This window comes from Enterocloster sp. (assembly GCF_057861365.1).
This window is the reverse complement of sequence record NZ_DBMACH010000004.1, coordinates 250,043-274,678: the sequence shown is the minus strand read 5'-3', so window position 1 is coordinate 274,678 and position 24,636 is coordinate 250,043. Positions and strand designations below refer to the sequence as shown.

Annotated in this window: 26 protein-coding genes and 2 pseudogenes; 20 read left to right on the top strand and 8 right to left on the bottom strand. The window is 45.7% G+C overall.

Annotation, left to right across the window (positions count from 1 at the left end):
* A pseudogene (locus ACZM6M_RS06670) lies at window positions 1-474 on the bottom strand (transposase); the annotation flags it as partial.
* 193 nt (window positions 475-667) lie between these two features.
* Here ACZM6M_RS06670 and ACZM6M_RS06665 point away from each other — a divergent pair.
* The 3 genes from ACZM6M_RS06665 (at window position 668) to ACZM6M_RS06655 (ending at window position 3,565) form a co-directional block, all read left to right on the top strand.
* Window positions 668-1,111 carry a hypothetical protein gene (locus ACZM6M_RS06665; protein ID WP_340277320.1) on the top strand — a complete coding sequence of 148 codons (444 nt, stop codon included), beginning with the start codon at window positions 668-670 and terminating at the stop codon, window positions 1,109-1,111.
* Between the two features lie 353 nt (window positions 1,112-1,464).
* Window positions 1,465-2,856, top strand: coding sequence for an AAA family ATPase (locus ACZM6M_RS06660; protein WP_337434392.1), 1,392 nt, complete (start codon window positions 1,465-1,467; stop codon window positions 2,854-2,856).
* Window positions 2,849-3,565 carry a hypothetical protein gene (locus ACZM6M_RS06655; RefSeq protein WP_418926221.1) on the top strand — a complete coding sequence of 239 codons (717 nt, stop codon included), beginning with the start codon at window positions 2,849-2,851 and terminating at the stop codon, window positions 3,563-3,565. The genes ACZM6M_RS06660 and ACZM6M_RS06655 overlap by 8 nt, the downstream gene beginning before the upstream one ends.
* On the opposite strand, the gene ACZM6M_RS06650 is transcribed toward ACZM6M_RS06655, so the two are convergent.
* Both ACZM6M_RS06650 and ACZM6M_RS06645 read right to left on the bottom strand, forming a co-directional pair.
* The gene (locus ACZM6M_RS06650) at window positions 3,546-3,887 is read right to left on the bottom strand and encodes a nuclear transport factor 2-like protein (protein WP_066549137.1); all 342 of its coding nucleotides are present in this window, start codon (window positions 3,885-3,887) and stop codon (window positions 3,546-3,548) included. The genes ACZM6M_RS06655 and ACZM6M_RS06650 overlap by 20 nt on opposite strands.
* 35 nt (window positions 3,888-3,922) lie before the next feature.
* Complete coding sequence (locus tag ACZM6M_RS06645; protein ID WP_489489987.1) at window positions 3,923-4,714, bottom strand: SDR family oxidoreductase; 792 nt, start codon at window positions 4,712-4,714, stop codon at window positions 3,923-3,925.
* A 99-nt stretch (window positions 4,715-4,813) separates the two neighbouring features.
* Here ACZM6M_RS06645 and pdxR point away from each other — a divergent pair, with 99 nt between their 5' ends.
* The 4 genes and pseudogenes from pdxR to ACZM6M_RS06625 all read left to right on the top strand — a co-directional run bounded on the left by pdxR (window position 4,814) and on the right by ACZM6M_RS06625 (window position 8,916).
* Window positions 4,814-6,211 (top strand): MocR-like pyridoxine biosynthesis transcription factor PdxR, encoded by a 1,398-nt coding sequence (pdxR, locus tag ACZM6M_RS06640; protein ID WP_066549131.1) that lies wholly within the window; start codon window positions 4,814-4,816, stop codon window positions 6,209-6,211.
* Between the two features lie 118 nt (window positions 6,212-6,329).
* A pseudogene (locus ACZM6M_RS06635) lies at window positions 6,330-6,779 on the top strand (iron-containing alcohol dehydrogenase); the annotation flags it as partial.
* Between the two features lie 18 nt (window positions 6,780-6,797).
* Complete coding sequence (locus tag ACZM6M_RS06630; protein WP_489489994.1) at window positions 6,798-7,412, top strand: dehydroquinate synthase/iron-containing alcohol dehydrogenase family protein; 615 nt, start codon at window positions 6,798-6,800, stop codon at window positions 7,410-7,412.
* A 16-nt stretch (window positions 7,413-7,428) separates the two neighbouring features.
* Window positions 7,429-8,916, top strand: coding sequence for an aldehyde dehydrogenase family protein (locus ACZM6M_RS06625; protein WP_340277325.1), 1,488 nt, complete (start codon window positions 7,429-7,431; stop codon window positions 8,914-8,916).
* 78 nt (window positions 8,917-8,994) lie between these two features.
* On the opposite strand, the gene ACZM6M_RS06620 is transcribed toward ACZM6M_RS06625, so the two are convergent.
* The 4 genes from ACZM6M_RS06620 to aroF are packed head-to-tail and all read right to left on the bottom strand — an operon-like array spanning window position 8,995 to window position 13,005.
* Window positions 8,995-9,507, bottom strand: a complete 513-nt coding sequence (locus ACZM6M_RS06620) for a GNAT family N-acetyltransferase (RefSeq protein WP_066549130.1) — start codon at window positions 9,505-9,507, stop codon at window positions 8,995-8,997.
* Window positions 9,507-10,799 (bottom strand): 3-phosphoshikimate 1-carboxyvinyltransferase, encoded by a 1,293-nt coding sequence (gene aroA, locus ACZM6M_RS06615; RefSeq protein WP_337434387.1) that lies wholly within the window; start codon window positions 10,797-10,799, stop codon window positions 9,507-9,509. Before aroA ends, ACZM6M_RS06620 begins: the two co-directional genes overlap by 1 nt.
* A gap of 21 nt (window positions 10,800-10,820) precedes the next feature.
* Window positions 10,821-11,951 carry a prephenate dehydrogenase/arogenate dehydrogenase family protein gene (locus ACZM6M_RS06610; protein ID WP_489489985.1) on the bottom strand — a complete coding sequence of 377 codons (1,131 nt, stop codon included), beginning with the start codon at window positions 11,949-11,951 and terminating at the stop codon, window positions 10,821-10,823.
* A gap of 34 nt (window positions 11,952-11,985) precedes the next feature.
* Complete coding sequence (gene aroF / locus ACZM6M_RS06605) at window positions 11,986-13,005, bottom strand: 3-deoxy-7-phosphoheptulonate synthase (RefSeq protein ID WP_296038184.1); 1,020 nt, start codon at window positions 13,003-13,005, stop codon at window positions 11,986-11,988.
* Window positions 13,006-13,334: 329 nt separating this feature from the next.
* Between aroF and ACZM6M_RS06600 the strand changes: the two genes are divergently transcribed.
* Entirely contained in the window at window positions 13,335-15,428 is a 2,094-nt protein-coding gene (locus tag ACZM6M_RS06600) for an elongation factor G (protein ID WP_296038182.1), read from the top strand.
* An 88-nt stretch (window positions 15,429-15,516) separates the two neighbouring features.
* Complete coding sequence (gene rd / locus ACZM6M_RS06595) at window positions 15,517-15,681, top strand: rubredoxin (protein WP_066549112.1); 165 nt, start codon at window positions 15,517-15,519, stop codon at window positions 15,679-15,681.
* Window positions 15,682-15,762: 81 nt separating this feature from the next.
* Here the strand turns inward: rd and ACZM6M_RS06590 are convergent, their stop codons facing one another.
* Entirely contained in the window at window positions 15,763-16,413 is a 651-nt protein-coding gene (locus ACZM6M_RS06590; protein WP_337933005.1) for a Crp/Fnr family transcriptional regulator, read from the bottom strand.
* A 180-nt stretch (window positions 16,414-16,593) separates the two neighbouring features.
* Between ACZM6M_RS06590 and ACZM6M_RS06585 the strand changes: the two genes are divergently transcribed.
* From ACZM6M_RS06585 to ACZM6M_RS06535, 11 genes are all read left to right on the top strand, one after another.
* Entirely contained in the window at window positions 16,594-17,286 is a 693-nt protein-coding gene (locus ACZM6M_RS06585; protein WP_337933003.1) for a DUF5714 domain-containing protein, read from the top strand.
* Window positions 17,287-17,315: 29 nt separating this feature from the next.
* The gene (locus ACZM6M_RS06580; RefSeq protein ID WP_337434383.1) at window positions 17,316-17,810 is read left to right on the top strand and encodes a hypothetical protein; all 495 of its coding nucleotides are present in this window, start codon (window positions 17,316-17,318) and stop codon (window positions 17,808-17,810) included.
* A gap of 25 nt (window positions 17,811-17,835) precedes the next feature.
* Complete coding sequence (locus ACZM6M_RS06575; RefSeq protein WP_337932999.1) at window positions 17,836-18,222, top strand: DUF5655 domain-containing protein; 387 nt, start codon at window positions 17,836-17,838, stop codon at window positions 18,220-18,222.
* Window positions 18,223-18,231: 9 nt separating this feature from the next.
* On the top strand, window positions 18,232-18,804 hold the full coding sequence (locus ACZM6M_RS06570) for a GrpB family protein (protein ID WP_484074104.1): 573 nt from the start codon (window positions 18,232-18,234) through the stop codon (window positions 18,802-18,804).
* A complete protein-coding gene (locus ACZM6M_RS06565) occupies window positions 18,801-18,953 on the top strand; it encodes a hypothetical protein (RefSeq protein WP_317438888.1) in 153 nt (50 codons plus the stop codon). The genes ACZM6M_RS06570 and ACZM6M_RS06565 overlap by 4 nt, the downstream gene beginning before the upstream one ends.
* An 83-nt stretch (window positions 18,954-19,036) precedes the next feature.
* Window positions 19,037-19,729 (top strand): MBL fold metallo-hydrolase, encoded by a 693-nt coding sequence (locus ACZM6M_RS06560; protein WP_066549102.1) that lies wholly within the window; start codon window positions 19,037-19,039, stop codon window positions 19,727-19,729.
* A gap of 19 nt (window positions 19,730-19,748) precedes the next feature.
* On the top strand, window positions 19,749-20,075 hold the full coding sequence (locus ACZM6M_RS06555; protein WP_066549100.1) for a DUF2651 family protein: 327 nt from the start codon (window positions 19,749-19,751) through the stop codon (window positions 20,073-20,075).
* Window positions 20,076-20,371: 296 nt separating this feature from the next.
* A complete protein-coding gene (locus ACZM6M_RS06550; RefSeq protein WP_419504569.1) occupies window positions 20,372-20,587 on the top strand; it encodes a PF20097 family protein in 216 nt (71 codons plus the stop codon).
* A gap of 38 nt (window positions 20,588-20,625) precedes the next feature.
* Window positions 20,626-21,153, top strand: coding sequence for a hypothetical protein (locus ACZM6M_RS06545; RefSeq protein ID WP_489489983.1), 528 nt, complete (start codon window positions 20,626-20,628; stop codon window positions 21,151-21,153).
* A gap of 88 nt (window positions 21,154-21,241) precedes the next feature.
* On the top strand, window positions 21,242-21,946 hold the full coding sequence (locus ACZM6M_RS06540; RefSeq protein ID WP_484074190.1) for an MFS transporter: 705 nt from the start codon (window positions 21,242-21,244) through the stop codon (window positions 21,944-21,946).
* Between the two features lie 368 nt (window positions 21,947-22,314).
* Window positions 22,315-24,621: a hydratase gene (locus ACZM6M_RS06535; RefSeq protein WP_340277345.1), complete on the top strand. Its 2,307-nt coding sequence runs from the start codon at window positions 22,315-22,317 to the stop codon at window positions 24,619-24,621.
* Window positions 24,622-24,636: the final 15 nt, after the last annotated feature.

The window sequence follows — 24,636 nt, the reverse complement described above, 5'->3', positions numbered from 1 at the left end:
TCTCCTTCAGCCGGATCACATAGCTTGTGCCGTTTTCCTCACACTGCTTATAAAGATCAGGTGTAGCGAAACCGCTGTCACCACGAAGCAGAATACGGATCTCCGGTCATTCCATCATAACAGACAAGTGGATGGTATCCATTGCTTTGATAATGAAAGTTAAAGGCTCTGCCTTCCTGTTTGCCGTATGCATCAAGAAGAGTGGAATCCAGATCCAGAATAACAGCCTGTGGCATCTGAATACGATAAACTCTCTTTCGGAGTATTCTGCCAATCATAAGTAACTGATTTAAGGTATCTTCATCCATACGGTTAAAGAATCTTGATACCGTAGGCTGTGATGCAAGGGTGTCTTTTTCAAGTACAGAATTCTTTGATGAGAAGCAATCCTGCATCGGAGGATAAATCTCCTCCATCAAAATTTATTTTAATTTGTCTATTGCTTTCTAGTGATAAGGTGTTTACAATACTCATAAAGGGCTCCTTTGTTGGTATTTATTTTGATTAGACACCTTAATTTTACCACAAATGGATGCTCTTTTTTCATTCACTTGATAGGTGAAAAGCAATATTCAGTTAAAATACAGTAACTATGTGGCTTTCAGCCACATTCGTGGCAAAGTCGTGAATAATTCAGGATAAAGGTATAACGGAAAAAGCGTAGGGTATGAAGGGCAGTATTTCTTTATACAAATTACATATAATGTGGGGTGTTTTTATGATAGGAATTTTCAATTCAAAAAGTAAGATTATAAAGGCTGAGCTAGACCCTGTTTTGGAAAAATTAGGGTATCCAAAATTGAAGCGGGGTGATGTAGATAAAGGAAGAATTTGGATCCCTGAAAAAAACACAGGAGGCTTAACTCAGAAAATAACAATTCAGGAAGTTTATAATATTTTAAATATAGACTTACGGACTAACGTTTATGCTGCCAAAATGATACGAGTGGACGAGAAAGAAGGGATTTTAAGATTTACAGAGAAAGAGGGGAATGGGGTTAGTTACAAAAATATAAATGAGTTTAAGAATGTAATTTTTCGGTTTAAACTTCGTATGGAAAAAGATCTTGTTAATGAATTGGAAAAATTGAGTATGAAGCAAGAAAAATAAAAATATTATAGGATTGGGCTCTACATTGACAGATGTAAAAAATTCAGTAAGAAATTACGTAAATGTCTATGACACTTATGAAATGGAGACAGATAAAGGAATATGTTTTAAATTAGAAGATATTGATGATTGGGGATCATATATATGTATTTAGAGTCAAAGCGATAAAAGAGGAACAGGCAGAGTGAAAAGAATGAGTTCGTAAAGATGAAGCAGCGCATATCAGCTGTGATATTTGCCTATCCATATACAAAATTGTTTTTTGGAAAAAGGAATAAAAAATGCAAAAATACAAAAAATATTGAAAGTGAGTGCAGTTCATGTTAGAATTGGATTCATGGAGGAAGACATAGATGGAGAGTATTGTAAGGCTGGCATCGCTGACGATTTCCAATATTAAAAATGTTAGAAACGGTCAAATCATTATGCCGAATACTTACCGCAAGCACCTTTCTTACAGGAATGCCGAAGTGCTGGGTGTGTATGGACAAAATGGTTCAGGGAAGACGGCAGTTATTGATGCATTATATTATCTGCACAGAATTATGATTGGTCATCCGCTTGAGGATAAAATTGTGGATTATATTGATACAAAAAGCGACTGTGGGGAAATTTCTGCAAATTTTAATATTTTTACGGAAGATGTTATTTATGAGGTAAGTTACACGATTGTGCTGCAAAAAAGTGAAAAATATGCAATGATCGTTCGGGAAACCTTAAGCTGTGCGATAAACCAGGGAAATTCCAGAAGCAACAAAACGGTATTCATGGATTATAAACGCATTGACAGGGCGGATATATTTTCCCCAAAGAAACGATTAGATGAGGTGATTGAAGCCGGTCGGGAGAACAGAACTGATCTTATTGTAGCCAAAAAGATGGCTGAAAAAGCGAATTGTTCTTATATATTTGGAGAAAGCAGCAGAGAAATTTTCTGCCGTGATTACGAAAATAATTTCAAACATTATTCTGAGGTCATAAAGGCATTATTCAAGTTTGCATTGAAAGATCTGTTTGTAATACGAAACACGCATTCCGGGGTGATTTCAGCAAATTTTTTACTGCCAATGGCGTTTAAAATTGAACAGAACGAAATAGGGATGAAAGGTGATCTTGCTATTTCTTTAACTGAGCCGGTTGTTTTAGGGAAAGAAGAGAAGGAGCTTCTTGATACGATTGTAGATCAGGTAAATATGGTTTTATATACAATCATTCCCGGAATGAAAATCGCTGTCCATAATTATGGAATGCAGCTGATGGATTCAGGAGAAAATGGCTACAGAGTGGAACTGGTTTCAATCCGTGGTGATATGCCGGCTATTCCCATTCGTATGGAATCAGAGGGGATCATCAAGATTATTTCGATATTAAATGCATTGATCCAGGCATTTGGGAATCCTTCTATCTGTTTGGCGATTGATGAACTGGATGCTGGGATTTTTGAATATATGCTGGGAGAACTGCTTGATATTTTCAATCAAAGTGCAAAAGGTCAGTTGATCTTTACCTCTCATAACCTTCGTGCACTGGAAATGCTGGATAAAGACAGTATCATGTTTTCTACGGCGAATCCGGATAGAAGATATATTCGGATGAAGAATAAAAAAGCTACAAATAATCTCAGAAATATGTATTTGAGAGGAATCCTGGTGGGTGGTCAGGATGAAGTGATTTATGAGGAAACGGACAGCCTGCGTATTGCACGCGCATTTAGAAAGGCGGGGAGGGCGATACAGCATGACTGAGAAAAAAGTAGTGATATTTATAGTAGAAGGATCAAGTGATGAAGCTGCCCTTGGGACAATTATGAAAGAATACTTTGCCAGTAATGAGGTGCAGTTTGTGGTTGTACATGGTGATATAACACTGAAGGATTATGTTTCAGCAGACAACATTATAAAGAAAATAAAAGGTCAGATTGAGGCAGTTAAAAACAAGTATCCGTATCAGTGGGGTGATTTTATCCGGATCGTTCATATTGTTGATATGGATGGCGTGTATATTCCGGATGAAGCGGTAAGAGCTGCCGATGTGGAAGCAGTCCGATATTTCGAGGATCATATAGAAGCTAAAAATGTTTTGGAAATAAGAGCACGCAATAAAAGAAAAGGGGAAATCCTTTACAAGCTGAGGACAACAGGAAAAATTCGCGGTATCCCTTATCAGATTTATTTCAATTCCTGTAATTTGGAACATGTCCTGTATGGTGAACTGAAAGATTTTACGAATGAAGAGAAAGAAATACGATCCGATAATTTTGCTGATCTGTATGAGGGAAGGGCAGAGGCGTTTATAGAGTTCATTTCCGGCCTGGCAGTAGCTGTTCCCGGCACATATAAGGATACCTGGAACTATATCGAAAAGAACTGTAACTCCTTAAATCGGCATTCCAATATGCATCTGTTATTTGAGCAAAACGGTGCTTCCAGCCAGTTCACCGCGGCCGCACCGTAAGCCGTCTGATATGGCCGTCAGCAGAGAGCTGCTGGAGGTTTGCGATCGCCATCACATAGCAGCCTCCAAAGGAAGCGATGAACTCTGCCTGGCGGTCATTTAAGATGACCGGGCTTAGGATGGAATACTGGCGGAACAGAAACTTATTCTGAAAAAACATAGTGATTGCTTCTTTTCCGTAGAGATGGTATTCGTGCTGGGACGTTCCGTTGGGGCAGTAGTCGCAGTAATGTCCGTCTGAAGTGAATAAATCCCCCAGTGCTTTAAAATCCTTCGTTTCAAGTGCTTCTATATATCGTTCAATGGCAGAATGTTCCGTCATGGTGTCTGATCCTTCTTTCTTTTATATCTGAATTTCTAATAAACCTTTTCCGTATTCAACAGCGCATCTGTGCCACCGTCCACAAACATGACGATCCCGTTGACGCCTCTGGCCTCAGGAGAGATGAGAAATGTGATCACAGAAGCGATTTCTTCCGGATCCATCTGCTTTTTTGTGCCGTACTTTGTGGGGATCGGAAGGGCATTTAAGGCCGCTGCCGTATCTTTTGACCCGGTCGCTGTCATAGGGGTGTTTACATTCCCAGGAGCCACGGCATTGATCCGAACGCCGTTGGCGGCATAGGAGGCAGAGTGGCGGCGCATCCAGCGGCAGAGTGCATACTTGGAGGCAGCGTAGATCTGATCTCCAGTATTTAAGTCTGCTCCATCCATCCGGCCGATCACCTCAAGGATCCGATATTCATCGTCTCTGTTGTTGTTTAAAAGGTCTACCAGATCGGTTTTCATATCTTCCCTGGAAATGGCGCTGGAGGCAGAGATGACACAGGCGCCGTTTTTCTGCTTCAGAAGATCATAGGCGCCTTTTATAATGGAAATGGTTCCGAAATAGTTGACGGAAAGGATCAGACGCAGGTCTTTTAGGGAGCCGGGGATGCCGGCACAGAGGATCAGGCCGTCCAGTCCCTGAGGGCAGAGGCTGAAAAGCTCGTCAATGGCCTTCTGCCTCCCTTCGGGAAGAGACAGATCTGCTTCAATATCTCCACGCTTCCAGTCTATATTGATGGTTTCATGGCCTTTTTGCTTTAAAATGGAAATGGTTTTTGCTCCGATTCCGTTAGAACCTCCGGTTACTGCATAGACTCCCATACGATTTCCTCCCTTTACAAATGGCATTACCCCTATTATAATCGAAATTGAACTCTATTTAATACCCAGTTTTAATAAAAAAAAGGATACCAGATAAAAATGCTGCATTATGAATTAGTGAAAAAAAGGGGGTGTCCCCTCTATGAATGTCTTTATGAATGTCTGAGGGAGGACATTCTCAGAGGCCGTCTCCTGCCGGGAACAAAGCTGCCTTCCAGAAGAGAGCTTGCCAGAGATAATGGGATCAGTGTGAAAACCGTGGTGAATGCCTATGAACAGCTCCTGGTGGAGGGTTATCTGATCGCAAAGGAGAAAAAGGGCTATTTTGTAGCAGACGTAGAGACCATGGATCAGTATCATCCTGAGAAAGCAGAATATCCCCAGCTGTACCGGGAGGAGAAGTGGTTTGCAGATTTTACGGCTAACAATACCATATATGAAAAATTCCCCTTTTCCATGTGGCGAAAGGTCATGCGGGAGGTGCTTTCCGAGTACGATATGGAGCTGGTGCAGAGAGCCCATTTTCTGGGAGTCAGGCAGCTGAGAGAGGTTATTGCAGACTATTTATACAGGCTGAGAGGGATTGTGGTATCTCCGGAATGTATTGTCATAGGAGCAGGAATTGAATATCTTTATGGAAAGCTTGTAAAGCTGCTTCCCGGAGACTCTGTTTATGGGGTGGAAAATCCGGGATACAAAAAGATTCCCAGGATCTACGAGGAATATGGTCTATCCTGGAGATATACGGAAATGGATGAAAATGGGATCAGTATGGAAAGCTTAAGAGAAAGCGGGGCAGATGTGATCCATGTGTCACCGGAGCATCATTATCCTCTGGGGACAGTCATGTCTGCCGCAAGAAGACAGGAGCTTTTAAATTGGGCCGTAGAAAAGGAAGGCAGATATGTGATCGAGGATGATTATGACTGCGAGTTCCGCTACCGTTCCCGCTCAATCCCTGCCCTAAAGAGCATGGATCGGAATGGGAGGGTGATCTATATGAATACTTTCAGCAAAACTCTGGCTCCTGCGATCCGGATCAGCTACATGGTACTGCCGGAAGCGCTGATCAGCCGGTATATTGATAATGCCAATTTCTATTCCAACACAGCCTCTGCATGTGAGCAGTATGCTCTGGCAAAGTTTATGGAGAAAGGGTATTTTGAGCGTCATCTGAGCCGCCTTAAGAAATATTATCACACAGAGGGGGAACGGCTGATCCGGATCATCCGCCAGTCCTCCCTGCTCCCGGTAGCAGATGTACGGGGCGGAGAGAGCGGAACCCATTTGCTGGTAAAGCTGGATACGTCTCTCACAGACGGACAGATTCGTGAGAAAGCGAAGCAGCAGGGGATTTTAGTAGCCTGTCTGTCCCAGTTTTGTACCAGGGTGCGTCCGGAGTATGAAAGGGTACTGGTGCTCAATTACAGCGATATGGATGAGGGACGGCTTCGTGAAGCGGTCCGAAGACTTGGAAATGTATTTATGCAATGGTAAAGGATGCTAAACTGGCATCCTTTTATTATTTTGTTTTGGCTGTTTTAAAGAGCGCAGATGGATGGTAGGATGATGGTGTCACGGGGGTAACGGATCGCACAGGGGTTATGAAACAGGCGGTCTGATGAAGAGCCTGGGAGGCAAAAAGGCACTGATCGTTACGGATGCATTCCTGGAGAAACAGGGAATGGCAGCCATGATCCAGGGAATTTTATCCGAAGCCGGAGTAGAGAGCGTAGTATTTGGGGGCGCAGAGCCAAACCCCAAGGATACCAATGTAGAAGCCGGATTAAGGGTATTTAAGGAAAACGGCTGTGATTCCATTATCTCTTTAGGCGGCGGCTCTTCCCATGACTGTGCAAAGGGGATCGGTCTTGTAGCTTCCAACGGAGGAAATATACGGGATTATGAAGGAATCGACCGTTCCACAAAGAATATGTGTCCCATGGTCGCAATCAATACAACCGCAGGAACGGCGTCTGAGATCACACGCTTCTGTATTATTACAGATACCAGCCGCCATGTAAAGATGGCAATCGTTGACTGGAGAGTGACGCCTCAGATCGCAATCAACGATCCGAAGCTTATGGTGGGAATGCCTCCGTCACTGACTGCTGCAACGGGGATGGATGCGTTGACACACGCTATCGAGGCTTATGTATCAACCAATGCTAACCCGCTGACCGATGCGGCGGCTCTGATGGCCATTACCATGATTACCCAGTATTTGCCAAAGGCAGTAGCAAACGGTACCTATATGAAGGCCAGAGATAAGATGGCTTACGGTCAGTATCTGGCAGGTATTGCTTTTAACAATGCGTCACTTGGCTATGTACACGCCATGGCCCATCAGCTGGGCGGCTTTTATAATCTGCCTCACGGCGTCTGCAACGCGATCCTGCTTCCTCATGTAGAAGAATTTAACCTGATCGGAAATATGAACCGTTTCCGCGATATTGCCAAGGCAATGGGCGAAAATATTGAAGGGCTTTCCGCCACAGAGGCTGCAAAGAAAGCGATTCATGCAATCCGCCAGCTCAGCGAGCAGGTAGGAATCCCGAAGGATTTAAGAAGTCTGGGCGTAAAGGAAGAAGATTTTGAGATCATGGCAGAGAATGCAATGAAGGATGTATGCCAGTTAACCAATCCGCGCAAGGCAACCAAGGAGCAGGTAATCGGAATTTATAAAGCTGCGTATTAAAAAGGAGGAAATCATTATGAAGAAAGCAGAGCTTCAGAGTAAATATCAGTTATTGATCGGAGGACAGTGGAAGGACGCTTCAGACGGGAAGCTTTTTAAGACCACCTGTCCTGCAGACGGGAGCTTTCTGGCAGAGTGCGCCGAGGCTACAAGAGAGGATGTAGATGAGGCGGTAGCTGCAGCCTGGAAAGCATTTGAAAGCTGGAAGAATACAACCGTGGCAGAGCGGGCCGCTGTCTTAAATAAGATTGCAGATATCATTGACGCCAATAAGGAGCATCTGGCTATGGTAGAGTCTATGGACAACGGAAAGCCCATCCGTGAGACGCTGGCCGTTGACGTGCCTATGGCGGCAGATCATTTCCGCTACTTCGCAGGCTGTATCCTGGCGGAAGAGGGAAGCGCCAATATGCTGGGAAATACGACCTTAAGCCTGATCTTAAGAGAACCCATCGGCGTGGTAGGCCAGATCGTCCCATGGAACTTCCCCTTCCTTATGGCTGCCTGGAAGCTGGCTCCTGTGCTGGCAAGCGGCTGCTGCAGCGTATTTAAGCCATCCAGCACCACTTCCTTAAGCGTACTGGAATTTGCAAGACTGGTGCAGGATGTAATCCCGGCAGGCGTATTCAATGTAATTACAGGCTCCGGCTCCCGTTCCGGCCAGTATATGCTGGAACACAAGGGCTTTAGAAAGCTGGCATTTACCGGTTCTACCGAGGTAGGACGCAGCGTAGCTATGGCAGCGGCTGAAAAACTGATCCCATCCACGCTGGAGCTGGGCGGAAAATCTGCCAATATCTTCTTTGAGGACTGTGATTGGGAGATGGCTATGGACGGCCTGCAGATGGGTATCCTGTTCAACCAGGGTCAGGTCTGCTGCGCAGGCTCCCGCGTGTTCGTCCAGGAGAGCATTTACGACCTCTTCGTAGAGGAGGCTGTCAAGCGCTTTAACCAGGTGAAGGTTGGACTTCCATGGGAAGAAGATACCCAGATGGGCAGCCAGATCGACCGCCGTCAGATGGAGAAGATCTTAAAATATGTGGAAATCGGCAAAGAAGAGGGCGCAAAGCTGCTCTGCGGCGGTGTTCAGGCCAAAGAGGGCGAGCTGGAAAAGGGCTGCTTCCTTCGTCCTACCCTCTTAGGTGATGTTACCAACCACATGAGAGTGGCTCAGGAGGAAATTTTCGGACCGGTGGCCTGCATCCTGAAGTTTAAGACAGAGGAAGAGGTCATTGCCATGGCAAATGACAGTGAGTACGGACTGGGCGGTGCTGTATGGACCAGAGATATCAACCGTGCCTTGCGCGTGGCAAGAGGCGTGGAAACAGGCCGCATGTGGGTAAATACCTATAATGCAATCCCTGAGGGAGCCCCCTTTGGCGGATATAAGCAGTCCGGCATTGGACGTGAAACCCACAAGGTAATCCTGGATCACTACACCCAGATGAAGAATATCATGATCAATCTGGCAGAAGTTCCCACCGGATTTTATCCTGCAAAATAAAATATAAAAAACATCCCCTGTAATCAGGCAGTCAGAATGATACATTCCGGCTGGCCGGTTACAGGGGATTTCTTTTGGTTACAGCGTGATCCAGTACCGCTGCATCACGGTTCCGTCTTCTTTTTCAATTTCATTTTCAAGGATGCCGCCGTTGTTCATAATACTTTTGGCAGAGCCTGTATTTTCCTTTTTGCAGGTCATAAGGACACGGGTGATACCCAGTTTTTTACATTCCTCAAGTCCCAGGGCAATCATCCGGGTAGCAATTCCCTTCCGGCGTTCAGAAGGACGTACCCCGTCTCCGATGTGGCCGCCGAATTTTAAAAGATGGTCATTTAAATAATGACGGATATTGATGGCTCCCACCAGGATATTTCTCTCTTTATCCAGGCAGAAAAAGGTAGAATCGGGCACCAGGCCGGGAACCGCCTCCGTAAGCTCCAGGCTGTCTAAATAGGCTGGGAAATCATGAATGTCTGCCTGATCAATAGCACTTGGGATGATGGCTTCACCGGAGGCCTTCCATTCACGGAGCATATCCTCGGCCATTTCCCGGTATTCAGGCCCCATTTTTACTAACTGTAAATCCATTAACAAACGCCTCTCTTTTGAATCAGTCCCATCAGCTCCTCATAGAAGCGGGGATAGGAGATATTGACACAGTCCGCGCCCTGTATGGTTGTGAGTCCTTCCGCACACTGGGCGGTCACAGCAAAGGTCATGGCGATCCGGTGATCTAAGTGGCTGTTGATCACAGCTCCATGGAGGGGCTTTCCGCCGCGGATGATCATGCCGTCCTCTGTTTCAGTCACATCAGCGCCCATGGCAGTGAGGTTTTCAACCATGACGGCAATGCGGTTGGATTCCTTGACTTTTAATTCCCCTGCATCACAGATCCTTGTTTCCCCTTCTGCCGCAGCCGCCATGGCAGCGATCATGGGAAGCTCGTCAATGAGGGTAGGAATGATGGCACCGCCGACGGTGGTTCCGTGAAGGGCGCTGTGGCGAACCAGGATATCTGCCGTTGGTTCTCCCTCCTGGCCCCGTACATTTAAAAGGGTCAGATCGGCTCCCATGGCGCGGCATACATGGAGAAGCCCGTCTCTGGTAGGATTGATGCCTACATTTTTGATCAGGATTTCAGAGCCGGGAACCATCAGACCGGCTGCGATAAAGTAGGCGGCGGAGGAAATATCTCCCGGCACCATGACCTTTTGTCCGTAGAGCTGGGTGGCAGGGGAGATAGAGGCGGTTGTCCCTTCTGTGGAAACAGAGGCTCCAAATAGCTTTAGCATCCGTTCGGAATGATTTCTTGATACAAAGGGCTCTGTGACCTGGGTTATTCCGTCGGCATAAAGGCCTGCCAGCAGAATGGCGGATTTTACCTGGGCAGAGGCCACCTTTGAGGTGTAATGGATCCCATGAAGCTTTGTACCACGGATCAGGAGCGGAGCACAGTCATTTCCCCGGATGCTTGTGATATCGGCTCCCATCCGGGAAAGGGGCTCCATAATCCGTTTCATGGGCCGTTTCTGGATAGAAGCATCTCCTGTGAGAGTAACGTCAAAATCCTGTGCGCTGAGGATGCCTGAGATCAGGCGGGTGGTGGTGCCGCTGTTTCCGCAGTCCAATATAGTTTCCGGTTTTTTTAGGCCGTGAAGGCCGTTTCCATGTACCAGAACCACATCCCCTTTATTTTCAATGGAAACGCCCATTTTTTCAAAACAGGAGATGGTAGAAAGACAGTCGGCGCCCTGAAGAAAGCCGTGGATTTCCGTGGTTCCCTTTGCAAGAGAGCCGAACATAACCGCCCGGTGGGAAATGGATTTATCACCGGGAACTGTGATTTCGCCCCGGAGGGGACCCCATTTTTTCAGTTCCATAAAATATGATTCCTTTCTGTTTTACAGCCGCACCAGCTCAAACTTGTATTTTTCAAGCCGTTCCCAGGCCTCCTTCATGGAAGCCTCGTCATAAAAGGCAATTTTTAAAGCGCCTTCGCCGTGTTCTCTGTTGTTGTTGATGCCGATATTTTTAATACTGATGCCCTTTGCGGCTAAAATAACGGCAATAGTAGAAATGGATCCCACCTCGTCCACCACATCAACTGAAAATTCATAGGAGGGTTCGATAGGGCCTTTTGCCCGGTCTGTAATGGAATCTCGGTAGGTGCGTGATTTTTCAAACAGCCGGTAAATCTCTTTGTCCTTGTGTCCGCGAATCTGATCCAGAATATCCTGAAGGGAGCCGATATACTGCTCCAGCATATCTCCGATGGGCCCGGCGTTTGTCATGCAGATCTGCTCCCACATTTCAGGAGAGCAGGAGGCGATGCGGGTAATGTCCTTAAAGCCGCCTGCTGCGACCCTGCGCATGATGCCTTCCGGGGAATCGCTGTCCTTTACCAGGTTTACCAGGCTGGAGGCCACCAGATGGGGCAGATGGCTGATGGCAGCCGTTACCCTGTCATGCTCCCTGTAATCCAGCACCAGAGGGATTGCTCCCACAGCCTGAGCCACTGCCAGCAGACGGCAGACGTTGTCCGAATAGGATGCAGAGGGCTCTGTCAGGCCTTCTGGCGGGGTCACAATATAATAGGCATTTTCCAAAAGATGATCTGTAGAATGTTCATAGCCTGTTTTTTCGGATCCGGCCATGGGATGGCCTCCCACAAAACAGTGGGAAAGGCCCTGGCGCAGGATTTCTTTATGGATATCTGTTTTGGTGCTCCCTACATCTGTGATCAATGCTCCCGGTTTTAAATAGGGGCGGATGGCAGAGAGATACTGGGCATTATACTCCACAGGAGTACACAGGAAAATGATATCACATTCCAGGAGCTTTTCCCCGATCCCATTTAAGATCACGTCTATAATACCGTCTTTTTTGGCCTGCTCTAATTTGGAGCGGGTCCGCATATAGGCCATAATGCGGATATCTGGACGGGCCCGCTTGAGCCCCCTTGCAAGGGAACCGCCGATCAGTCCCAGACCGATAAAGGCCATAGTGGAGTCCTTGATTGTAAATTGTTCCATAAGATGCAGCCCCCTTTATCTTAAGATTTCCCTTTTACCGTGTGACCGTTCTGCCTGCCAGATCACAGTATGGCTTTAAGTCGGCCATGAGCTTTTCAAAGGCGTCAAAGGTCAGAGACTGGGGGCCGTCAGACAGGGCGCAGGCCGGATTTGGGTGCACCTCGATCATCAATCCGTCTGCTCCTACGGCGATCGCAGCCTTTGCCAGAGGCTCTACATAGGCTCTTACACCGGTGGCATGGCTGGGGTCTACGATAATAGGGAGATGGCTCTTCTGGCGGATCACAGGCACGGCGCTGATGTCCAGAGTGTTGCGGGTAGAGGTCTCATAGGTGCGGATACCGCGCTCGCAGAGTACGATATTTGGATTCCCCTCAGAAATGATGTACTCTGCTGCATTGAGCCATTCATCAATGGTAGCGCACAGGCCTCTCTTTAAGAGAACGGGCATACCGGATTTTCCTGCCTCCTTTAAAAGCTCAAAATTCTGCATATTTCTGGCGCCGATCTGGAGCATATCCACATATTTGGAGGCAGCCTCGATGGCGTGGGCGCTGGTGACCTCGCAGATCACATTTAAACCGGTGGCTTCTCTGGCTTCCTTCATATATTTTAAGCCCTCTTCTTCTAAGCCCTGGAAGGAGTAGGGAGAAGTACGGGGCTTGTAAGCGCCGCCCCGGAGGAAGGTAGCTCCGGCTTTCTTTACTGCAAAGGCGGTTTCCATTAACTGTTCTCTTGACTCAATGGCACAGGGGCCGGCCATAACGGTGAGCGTCCCAGGGCCGATATGGGTATTGCCTACCGGGATCACAGAATCATCCGGATGGAATTTCTTATTTACAAGCTTATAGGATTCAGTGACGGAAACAACCTTGTCTACGCCTTCGCTCATTTCGATGTTGCTTCCCATCAGCTTTGTCTTATCGCCTACCACGCCTACGATGGTTACCTGGGAGCCCTCGGAAAGATGGGGCTGAAGTCCTTTTGCTTCAATCAGATCGGTTACTTTTTTTACAGCCTCTTTGGAGGCGTCTGGCTTCATGATAATGATCATTTGTATTCTCCTTTTCGTAGGGACACTGCTATCTGCCCTAACCTCTTTTTTCTGATATCCTTCAGTTTAAAGCCTGTGTCTGAAAATGTCAACACTTTATTACTTTAAAGTTTCACACTTTTATGTACAAAATCATCATGCGGCGCAAAGGTGTGTAAGCAAAAAATGTCAAAGAATTGGAAAAACCGGTTTAGTTTTATGATCTTTCACGGACATTAAAATAAAAATAAAAATTTCATTGTGCAAATAAGTCAAAAAGCTTGAAAAATTCTGAAAAATTTAGTAGAATAGACACATGGCTTAAATAAATATGCACAGGAGGGAAGTTTATGAACGTATATGGTACTGAACAAATCCGCAACGTTGTATTACTTGGACACGGAGGCGCCGGTAAGACGACCGTTGCGGAGGCTCTGGCATTTATTACAGGTGTAACAAAGCGTATGGGTAAGGTGCCCGACGGCAACACCATCAGTGATTATGACAAAGAAGAGATCAAGAGGCAGTTCTCCATTTCCACCACCCTCATTCCTCTGGAATATGAAGGCGAAAACGGGCCTGTTAAGATCAATCTCCTGGATACTCCCGGATTTTTTGATTTCGTGGGAGAAGCAGAGGAAGCTATCAGCGTAGCAGACGCTGCCATTATCGTTGTAAACTGCAAGGCCGGCATTGAACCCGGCACAGAGAGAGCATGGGAGATGTGCGAAAAGTACAATCTGCCCAGACTGATTTTCGTCACCAATATGGATGATGATCATGCCAGCTATCGTGAGCTGGTGGTAAAGCTGGAAAAGAAGTTCGGACGTAAGATCGCTCCGTTCCAGCTGCCTATTCGTGAAAATGAAAAATTCGTGGGCTTTGTCAACGTGGTTAAGATGGCAGGACGCCGTTTTACTACTTTAAGCGATTATGAGGAGTGCGAGATTCCCGACTATGTTCAGAAGAACCTGACCATCGCAAGGGACGCTCTCATCGAGGCCGTTGCAGAGACCAGTGAGGAATATATGGAACGCTACTTCCTGGGCGAAGAGTTTACGCAGGAAGAAATTTCACAGGCACTCAGAACTCATGTAATCGAGGGCGATATCGTTCCTGTTATGATGGGTTCCGGCATTAACTGCCAGGGATTTAAGGTGCTTTTGCAGGCCATGGACAAATACTTCCCGTCACCGGATCATTTTGAGTGTATTGGCGTAGACGTATCCACAGGCGAACGCTTTACTGCAAAGTACAATGATGATGTATCCCTGTCTGCAAGAGTATTTAAGACCATTGTAGATCCATTTATTGGAAAATATTCTCTGATGAAGATCTGTACCGGTACGTTAAAGGGAGACACAACGGTATATAATGTAAATAAGGATGCTGAGGAGAAAATCGGAAAGCTTTATGTGCTCCGCGGTAAGGACGTGATCGAGGTTTCCGAGTTAAAGGCCGGTGATATCGGAGCAGTGGCAAAGCTTACAGTGACTCAGACCGGAGACACCATGGCAGTGCGCACCGCACCGATCGTATACCACAAGCCTCAGATTTCCACTCCATATACATATATGGCCTACAAGGCAGTAAATAAGGGCGAGGATGACAAGGTATCCACCGCTCTGGCACGTATGATGGAAGAGGATCTGACCCTGATCGTTAAAAATGACGCAGAAAACCGCCAGTCTCTGATCTATGGAATCGGCGACCAGCAGCTGGATGTAGTGGTAAGCAAGCTGCAGTCTCGTTATAAGGTGGCAGTTGAGCTTTCCAAGCCGAAATTTGCCTTCCGCGAGACCTTGCGAAAGAAGGTAAAGGTACAGGGCAAGCACAAAAAGCAGTCCGGCGGCCATGGACAGTACGGCGATGTTATCATGGAGTTTGAGCCCTCCGGCGATCTGGAGACACCGTATGTATTTGAGGAGAAGGTATTCGGCGGTTCCGTACCGAAGAATTACTTCCCCGCAGTTGAGAAGGGTCTTCAGGAGTGCGTACAGAAGGGGCCTCTGGCCGGTTATCCGGTAGTCGGCTTAAAGGCGACTCTGTTAGACGGTTCCTACCATCCGGTAGATTCCTCTGAGATGGCATTTAAGATGGCTACTATTCTGGCTTTTAAGCAGGGATTCGTGGATGCCAATCCGGTTCTTCTGGAGCCGATTGCTTCTCTGAAGGTAACCGTTCCGGATCGTTTCACCGGTGATGTTATGGGTGACTTAAACCGCAGAAGAGGCCGTGTTCTTGGCATGGAATCCGATCACCATGGCAAACAGGTCATTGAGGCAGATATCCCAATGTCTGAGCTGTTTGGCTACAATACCGATCTTCGTTCCATGACCGGCGGTCTGGGAGACTACTCCTATGAATTCAGTCGTTATGAGCAGGCTCCCGGCGATGTTCAGAAGCGTGAAATCGAAGCAAGAGCCGCAGCAAAAGAAGAATAAATAAAATGATAAATGTTGCATATATCACAGAAAACAGCAGATACTTGTGGTAAGATAACTCTAGATTTACGAAAGGAGATTTTAAATTATGAAGAAATATGTATGTGATCCATGTGGATATATTTACGACCCTGAGTTAGGAGATCCGGACAGCGGTATTGCTCCCGGTACAGCGTTTGAGGATATTCCTGAGGATTGGGTATGTCCGATCTGCGGAGTTGGCAAGGATCTGTTTTCTGTAGTAGAAGAATAGGATTGTTTTGATCTCTGAATAAAAAGACAGCGTCTGAGGAAATTTTCCCAGGCGTTGTCTTTCGTTGTGCCCGTAAAATACCTATACCAGCAGCCGGATTGATTTCCGGTCAATTTCCACCAGTTTTTCATCCTTCATCTTTTTCAGTTCCCGCGTCATGGCGCTGCGGTCAATAGAAAGATAATCAGCCAGATCTACCATGGTAAAGGGAAGCTGGAAGGCAGAAGAGCCAAAATGGACAGCCTGTTGGGAAAAAAAGCACATGAGCTTGTCACGGATGGTACGCTGGGAAAGAACCTCTACCCTGCGGCTTAGATCTCTGGCCCGGCAGGAGATCAGATCTATAAGGTTTCTTGTAAGCTGGTGGTGAAAGGCGCAGGCATTTGCGCAGGAAGCACAGATGCGGTCGTATTTAATAAAAAGGACATCACATTCCGTATCGCAGATGACACTCACGCCGGTCTGGTCGCTGCTTTCGTAGGAGAGCATGGAGCCGAAGATGCTCTGGGGAACCAGTTGTTCCAAAATGGTCCTGGCCCCGTTGTATTCGAAACGTACTACAGAAGCTCTTCCCTGGCCTATAATGCCGATTTCCTGAGAGCCTGAGTCATAGCAGCAGATGGTTTCATCCGGCCGGAAGGTTTTTATCCGCCCCTCCATGCAGGAGATCAGATGTTTGTACTCATCTAATGAGATGTTTTTAAATAGGTTTTTCTGAAAAAAGTCTGTCATATGGGAATCCCTTCTTTTGGTAGTTTAGATGTAAACTGTTGTTATTATAAAACATATCTGTTGCATTTGCAACATAAAGCGGGGGCCTGTAAAGAGATTGTAAAGAAAAATCCCTTTGCTTTTATGCATATTTCCTGTATCTTATAATTATAGAAATGAGTGATAAAGGAGAACTATACAATGAAAGAGGAATGTTTGATCTGCCGTCAGCCATTAGAATATCTGGAGGAGGATGTTTTGATGGAATGTGCGGTCTGCCATAAAAAAGAAAGCAGTAAAACACGCTGTATTCAGGGGCATTATGTGTGCAGTGAGTGTCATACTCAGGGGATGGACAGTATAATCGGGCTGTGTCTGCATGAACACAGCAAAAATCCTATTAAGATAATTGACAAAATGATGGCGATGCCTTTTTGCCATATGCATGGACCGGAGCATCATGTAATGGTCGGAGCTGCGCTTCTTACTGCCTATCATAATGCAGGGGGAAAGGTGGAGCTTTGGAAGGCTCTGCCGGAGATGTACCGCCGCGGAAAAGAGGTTCCCGGAGGAGCCTGTGGTTTTTGGGGAGCCTGCGGAGCAGGGATCAGTACGGGGATGTATCTGTCGATTGTTACAAAATCCACTCCTCTGGCAGAAAAAGAATGGGGACTGTCCAATCAGATGACAGCAAGGGCGCTTCAAAAGATTGGTGAAGCGGGAGGCCCTCGCTGCTGTAAACGGGATTCCTACCTGTCGATCATAGAGGCGGTAAGGTTCACTGAGGAAAAGCTTGGAGTCCATATGGAAATAAAAGAGTTTTCCTGTACGCGCTCCGACCGGAACAATCAATGTATTCAGAAAGCTTGTCCGTTTTATAAGGCCGGGAGATAATTTTTTTAAAGAGGTGGGGGTGTGCTTTTATGGAAAAATTAAAAAAATACGGAAACAGTATCTGGAGAGTTCCGCTGATCGCGGTAATTGCAGGCTTTCTCTATGCCCCGATTTATACAAGAATCGTGCTTGGTTTTGGCATAATCCAACCGGGGGTGATTGACAAAAGGGTATCGCTGTTTGCAGGCGCGGGAATTACTATGGCAGTTTTGATACTGGGCGGAATGCTTCTTCTCCGGGGACTGTCAAAAAAGGAGAGATTTATTTCTGCATTTGTGCTTTCTGCCTATGGAATACTTCTGCTTCTGGTTCAATCACTTCTTGGTGCGGTAACGGGACCTGGAGCTATTGTGTTTATGTACCTGTGGAAGCCGCTGGAATGGACGGGCTTTTTCGTGGATTTTTCTTTCTATTTGAGGGAACGCTTTGGTTTTTCCCTCCCGTTGATCGGATGGCTGAGATGCTTGGTTCCGTTTCTGTTTGTGTTATTCGGGCATAAGACACATAAATCCGAAAAAATATGAAACGCTGGCAGAAGGGAGTGTTTTTATGGATCATACGGTACAGGACGCCAGACAGTTTTTTGATTCCTGCCCGGATACATATCCGCTGTATGAATGTTTTGTTCAAATGCTGGTTTCACGTTTTCCGGAAACCAGAATAAAGGTGCAGAAATCACAGATTTCTTTTTATAACAGACACCTCTACGCCTGTGTGTCATTTCTGAGAGTGAAAAAGAAGGCAGAGCTTCCAGAAAGCTATTTTGTACTGACTCTGGGACTGGCAGAGCCTTTAAATTCGGATCGTGTGGCTGTAAAGACAGAGCCATATCCGGGCAGATGGATCACTCATTTTGTGATCAGTAAGCCCTCTGATCTGGATGAGGAGCTGTTTGACTGGATTACTCAGGCGTATGATTTTGCGCAGTTAAAATGAGGAGGGTCTGTGAATAAATTATTATCAGAAATGACATTAAATGAATTGTGGGAATTATTTCCGGTTATTCTTTCTGAGCATAAGACGTATTGGAGCGATTGGTATGCACAGGAGAAAAGACGGATCGAAACATTTCTGCAGATGCCCGATGTACGGATCAGTCATGTGGGAAGCACTGCGGTTCCCGGTATCTGGGCAAAGCCCATTATTGATATTCTGGTGGAAATACCGAAGACAGCTTCTATGGAATATGTAAAAGAGGTGTTAACCCGTCATGGATATATCTGTATGTCGGAAAGGGATAACAGAAAATCATTCAATAAGGGCTATACAGAGAATGGATTTGCGGAAAAGGTATTTCATTTGCATTTGCGGTATTATGGGGATCATGATGAGCTGTATTTTCGTGATTATTTGAAGGGAAACCCTGCTGCCGCTAAAGAGTACGAGGCGTTAAAGCTGTCATTGTGGAAGAAATACGAACACAACAGGGATGCTTATACCGACGCCAAGAGCGAATTTGTTAAGGAGTGCACGGAAAAAGCAAAATTGGATCACAGGGGATGTGGACAGGATAAATGATAGAGGTATTATTTGGAGAGAGTGAAGCGGCTTCCATGAAAGCCGCAAAGAACAGGGAGGTAATCTGTCTTGGCTTTATGCTGGATATCGGTTTATGCCATAAAGCTTCCGGAGCATGCGGTAAGAAAAAGAAGCGTCATTTCCTATAGAAACTGGGGCGAGGTTTCGACGGAGGAGTTTGCCGGTTTTCTCTCTCAGGAGAGAAGATTGACGAAGGAGGAGAAGATTGAAAATGAAATTAAACAAATTAACGAACAGAATTTATTTTTTAGAACATGACCCTGAAGCAGACCGGCCTATGTTAGCTTATCTTAAAGGGGATAAATTATCTCTGGCGGTTGACGCCGGGTATTCCGCTGCTCATGTTCAGGATTTTTATGAGGCAGTCGAATCAGAGCATTTTAGAAAACCTGATTTTACTGTAATTACACACTGGCATTATGACCATACGTTTGGTATGCATGCCATCAGCGGAATAAGCATTGCCCATGACAAAACAAATGAGTTTCTCAAAGATCAGCAGGAACAGGCGAGGGACTCCGGGTATATGGAAGATCTGAAAAAAGAAGATGAACATTTTAGAAAAGAGTATTACGGACAGGAGAAATTAAATATTGTGCTGTCAGATATAGCATTTTCAGATAAAATGACGCTGGATTTAGGAGGGCTTACGGCCCGAATCTTTCATACAGTTTCACCGCATTCAGAGGATACGGTCTGTGTTTATGTGCCGGAAGAAGGAGTATTGTTTTTAGGAGATTCCACAAGTGAGGATTTTTTTAATGACGGATATATGGATAAGAATAAGCTGCATTCTTTGATACAGACAATTCAGTCGGTTGATTGTGAATACTGTATATTAAGCCACTGTGAGCCGCTTGGTAAGGAAGAACTGCTTGCGTATTTGTATTCATTAGAAGCATAAGCGTTCAACGGAGGAAATTATGGCTGGATTAAAAAAGAACATTATTTTTTACATTTTATTGTTTATAGATTTTTATATCATTCCCCGGTTTATAAAAGATACAGGAAGTGCAGTGATTGTGATGTTAATGATTATTCCTCTGATATGTTTAATAACATCTGTTTTTTATGGAATCAGGAATGGCTTTGATTTTTGGTATATTTTGATTGCAGCAATTATGTTTACCCCATCTATATTTATGTTTTATAACTCAAGTGCATGGGTATATGTAGTTGGATACGCAGTTATCGCACTATTGGGGAATTTAATAGCATTACCATTAAGAAAAAATAAATCGGTAATCTAAGGAAGTCTGGCTTAATAGGGAGGTGCCGGCAGATGAACTGTCCTAAGTGTGGAAAAGAAATGGGCTCCGGTTTTTTGCAAACTGGAAATATTATTGCTTTTAATAAAACTTTTATAAACATAATGTTCAGTTTGCCAAGCTGGAAAGGGTTATATAAAAATTAATTGGTTCGACCAATTTTACTAAAGAGATACCATTGGAAAAGGGAAAATGGCAGTATAATTGCTCAGATATATTTCAAAACGGAGGAAACATAAAGATTGTAGGAACAATCAAATTTGCGGAGGTGAAATAATATGAAGTGCCCATATTGTGGTGAAGAAATGAAAAAAGGATTTTTAATGAGTTCTAGAGATATTACGTTTGCAATTGACAACCCGGACGGTAATATTTTCCGAATTAAAAAACATGGTGATCTGGAATTAAGCAAAGGCTCAGGGAGGATACCTCATTGCGAAGCTTATCAGTGCAGCAGCTGTAAAAAAATTATGATTGATTATGCAAATAGATAAAATCCAAGGTTTACAGTTCACTTTATGGAGGAAGCCGGATGGATATAGAAGCAATTTGGACAGTCATCGGAAAATATGTATCAATCTGGATTGCATTTATAATTTTAATAATGTCAATAACAGCCTGCGGTAGGAAAGATACGCGGGATATTGTTTCAGAAGTCCTTTCTCTGGACGCGTCCGGGGGAAGTGAGATATTAAACTATGACACCGACAGCGGGAACGGGGACGGTACTTCCTGTATTGTGCTTCATTTTAAGGAGGATGCGGTTTTAAAAGAAATTCAGGAGAATAAATGGAACGCTTTTCCGTTGGATGAAACCGTGAAAACTCTGGTTTATGGCACAGAGGATGGGGGAGGAAAATATGGGCCATATTTGACCGATCAGGATGGTAATCCATTGATTCCGGAAATCCGGAACGGTTACTATCGGTTAATCGACAGGCAGATAAAAATGGGTGAAGCATCCGGAGCGGATATTCTTCATAGAAATTCTTTTAATTTTGATCTGGGGTTATATGATGCGGATACCAATACGCTGTATTTCTGCCGGATGGATACGTGAGGAGCAGCGGCTATACTGATTTCCGGCCTTATCCGGCAGAGGATATGTATTGCATAAACAGGAACGGTTGTACTGGGGGTGATTTTAAATGAAGCAAGGTACAAAAATGGTTGTTTGGGGCTTGGGGCTGGGGTTGTCATTGCTGGTTATGAAAATAGGATTTTGTATCCCGAATCATTTTTTCGGAGTTGCAATTATCCTGATGATTTGCGCCGGAGCTTTTGAAATGTCAATGGCTCAGTGGGCATCAGCTTTTGCAGAATCTGCATTAGGATTAACAAAATCCGTTGGCGATTTGGCGGGGCCGTGTTTGTTTGCGATCACAATGGGAATTGCCCGTGTGCTGTACGGCAAATTTGGTGATAAGATAGATTTGACAAAGTTCATGCAGGTATCGGGAGTTCTTTGTGTATTGAGCTATCTTTTTGTTGGTCTGTCTGCAATGCCGATTTTGGGGTTGATTGGATGTATCATATGTGGCTTCTTAGTTGGTATTATGTGGCCCGGAAGTATCAGCATTACTGTTCCGAGGATTCCAAAAGGAGGTACAGCCTTGTTTGCACTGCTGGCTGTAGCCGGAGATATGGGTGGTGCTTTGGGTCCGAGTATGGTGGGATATTTTTCGCAGCAGGCAGGAGATAATCTTCAGACAGGTTTATTGATGGGATGCATATTTCCTTTGATCATGTTGGCCGCTTTGATTGCAATGCGAAAAATGGCAAGAAAGGATAAATACTGCGGTTGCGCTAATGCAATATCACCGCAGGTAAGTTATACAAAGCAGTCTTTATAACCTTATTCGCAAATATTATAGAAGAAACGATACAATTCTATTATGAAAAGCTCAAAGATACATATAAGAATCCGGATGAACGTCCTCAATACATCCCCAAATTTACAGATGGATCCACCTTTTTCATATTCCGGCATGAGGATAACAGCCGCCGCATACACTGTCAAAAAGCCAAAACAGATATTTTAACAGTGTGAAGTGATAGTAAATAACAGTGCTGAGTACAGGAGATTCGGTTTTGCCACAACTAAAAAGCTGTATCAATTACAACTTTTCAACTGGACAAATAAGCATCTGTGTTTTATAGTATAAAAAACAACGAATTCACAGATTTGGAAACAGACAGGAGAATCCGGGAGGTAGAGAGCATGGTATCATTATATGAAGGCGGCGTTTATCTGGTAAATGGAACAGAGCTGGTTCCGGAAAAGGAAGCAGGAAAGGTAGAGGCACTAACTGGAAAAGCGGCAGACCGTGAGACTGCCAAAAAGGGTACGATTGCCTATTCTATTTTAAAGGCGCACAACACAACGGAGGACATGGAGCACTTAAAACTTCGCTTTGACAGTATGGCTTCCCATGATATTACCTTTGTGGGGATCGTCCAGACAGCCAAAGCCTCCGGGATGGAGCAGTTTCCTATTCCCTATGTATTGACGAACTGTCACAACACGCTCTGCGCAGTAGGCGGCACCATCAATGAGGATGATCATATGTTTGGGCTTTCTGCGGCAAAGAAGTACGGCGGTATCTATGTACCTCCGCACATTGCGGTGATCCATCAGTACATGAGAGAGCGGATGGCAGGCTGCGGAAAGATGATTTTAGGCTCCGACAGCCATACCCGCTATGGCGCTCTCGGCACCATGGCAGTAGGAGAGGGCGGCGGAGAGCTGGTAAAGCAGCTTCTTAAGGATACCTATGATGTGTCTTATCCCGGCGTAGTTGCCGTATATCTGGACGGAGCGCCAAGACCGGGAACCGGGCCTCAGGATATTGCCCTTGCGATTATCGGAGCTGTATTTAAAAATGGATACGTGAAAAATAAGGTGATGGAATTTGTAGGCCCCGGCGTTTCTTCCATGACAACGGATTTCAGAAACGGCGTAGATGTGATGACCACAGAAACTACCTGTTTAAGCTCCATCTGGCGCACTGATGAGGACACCAGGGACTATCTGGCAAAGCATCACAGAGAAGAGGATTACAGACAGCTGGATCCCGCTGATGTGGCTTACTATGACGGCTGTGTGTATGTGGATCTCTCTACGGTAAAGCCCATGATCGCTCTGCCGTTCCATCCCAGCAATACATATGAGATTGACGAGCTGAAGGAAAATCTGACGGATATTTTGGCTCTGGTGGAAAAGGAAGCTGCAAGGATTTCAGGCGGCCGTGCATCCTTTACCCTGCTTGATAAGGTACAGGGAAAAGATTTGATGGTACAGCAGGCAGTGATTGCAGGCTGCGCCGGCGGAAATTATACAAATGTAATGGAAGCGGCTCAGGCCCTTCGGGGAAGAAACTGCGGCTGCGGCGAGTTCTCCCTGGCAGTCTATCCTTCTTCTCAGCCTGTATTTGCAGATCTGGTAAAGAAGGGAGCTGTTTCGGATCTGATGAACGCGGGAGCCATTGTCCGCACCGCCTTCTGCGGCCCCTGCTTTGGCGCAGGTGATACGCCCTGCAATAATGGTTTAAGTATCCGCCACACTACCAGGAATTTCCCTAACCGGGAAGGCTCCAAGCCTGGAAACGGACAGATGGCAGCAGTAGCGCTGATGGATGCCCGTTCCATTGCGGCAACAGCGGCAAACGGAGGCAGACTGACTTCTGCCTGGGAGATGGACGGCTGGGATCAGGTGCCTGAGTATGAATATGACGATACTTCTTATCGAAACCGGGTATACACAGGCTTTGGAGCGGGTGATGCGTCTGCAGATCTGGTATACGGGCCGAATATCAAAGACTGGCCGGAGATGAGCCCGCTGACAGACAATATTTTATTAAAGGTATGTTCAAAGATTCTGGATCCTGTGACGACTACGGATGAGCTGATTCCCTCCGGCGAGACCTCATCCTACCGCTCCAATCCTCTGGGGCTGGCAGAGTTTACTTTATCCAGAAGGGATCCGGAGTATGTGGGCCGCGCCAAGGAGGCGGGAGCTCTGGAAACAGCCAGAAGAACCAGGGGCACCGGAGCGCAGCTGGAAGCAGAACCGGCTCTTGAAGGTATCTTTGCAGCCATCCGTACCATTTCCGGAAATGAAATGGTAAAAATGGATGACACAGAGCTTGGAAGCATGGTTTATGCTGTAAAACCAGGCGACGGATCTGCCAGAGAGCAGGCGGCCAGCTGCCAGAGAGTGCTGGGCGGTCTTGCAAATATCTGTAAGGAGTATGCGACCAAGCGCTACCGCTCCAATGTAATTAACTGGGGTATGCTTCCCTTCCAGATGGAGGAGGAGCCGGATTTTGAAGTGGGTGATTACATTTATGTACCCGGAATAAAAGCTGCCCTGGAAGGAGATTTAAAGGAAATTCCGGCGTATGTTCTGGGAAAAGACGGAACTGCACCGATAAAAGAAATCAGGCTTTATATGGCAGACATGACGGCTGAAGAACGGCAGATCGTAAAGGCCGGATGTCTGATCAACTATAACAGAAACCGTCATTAAAATCAGAAAGGAGAA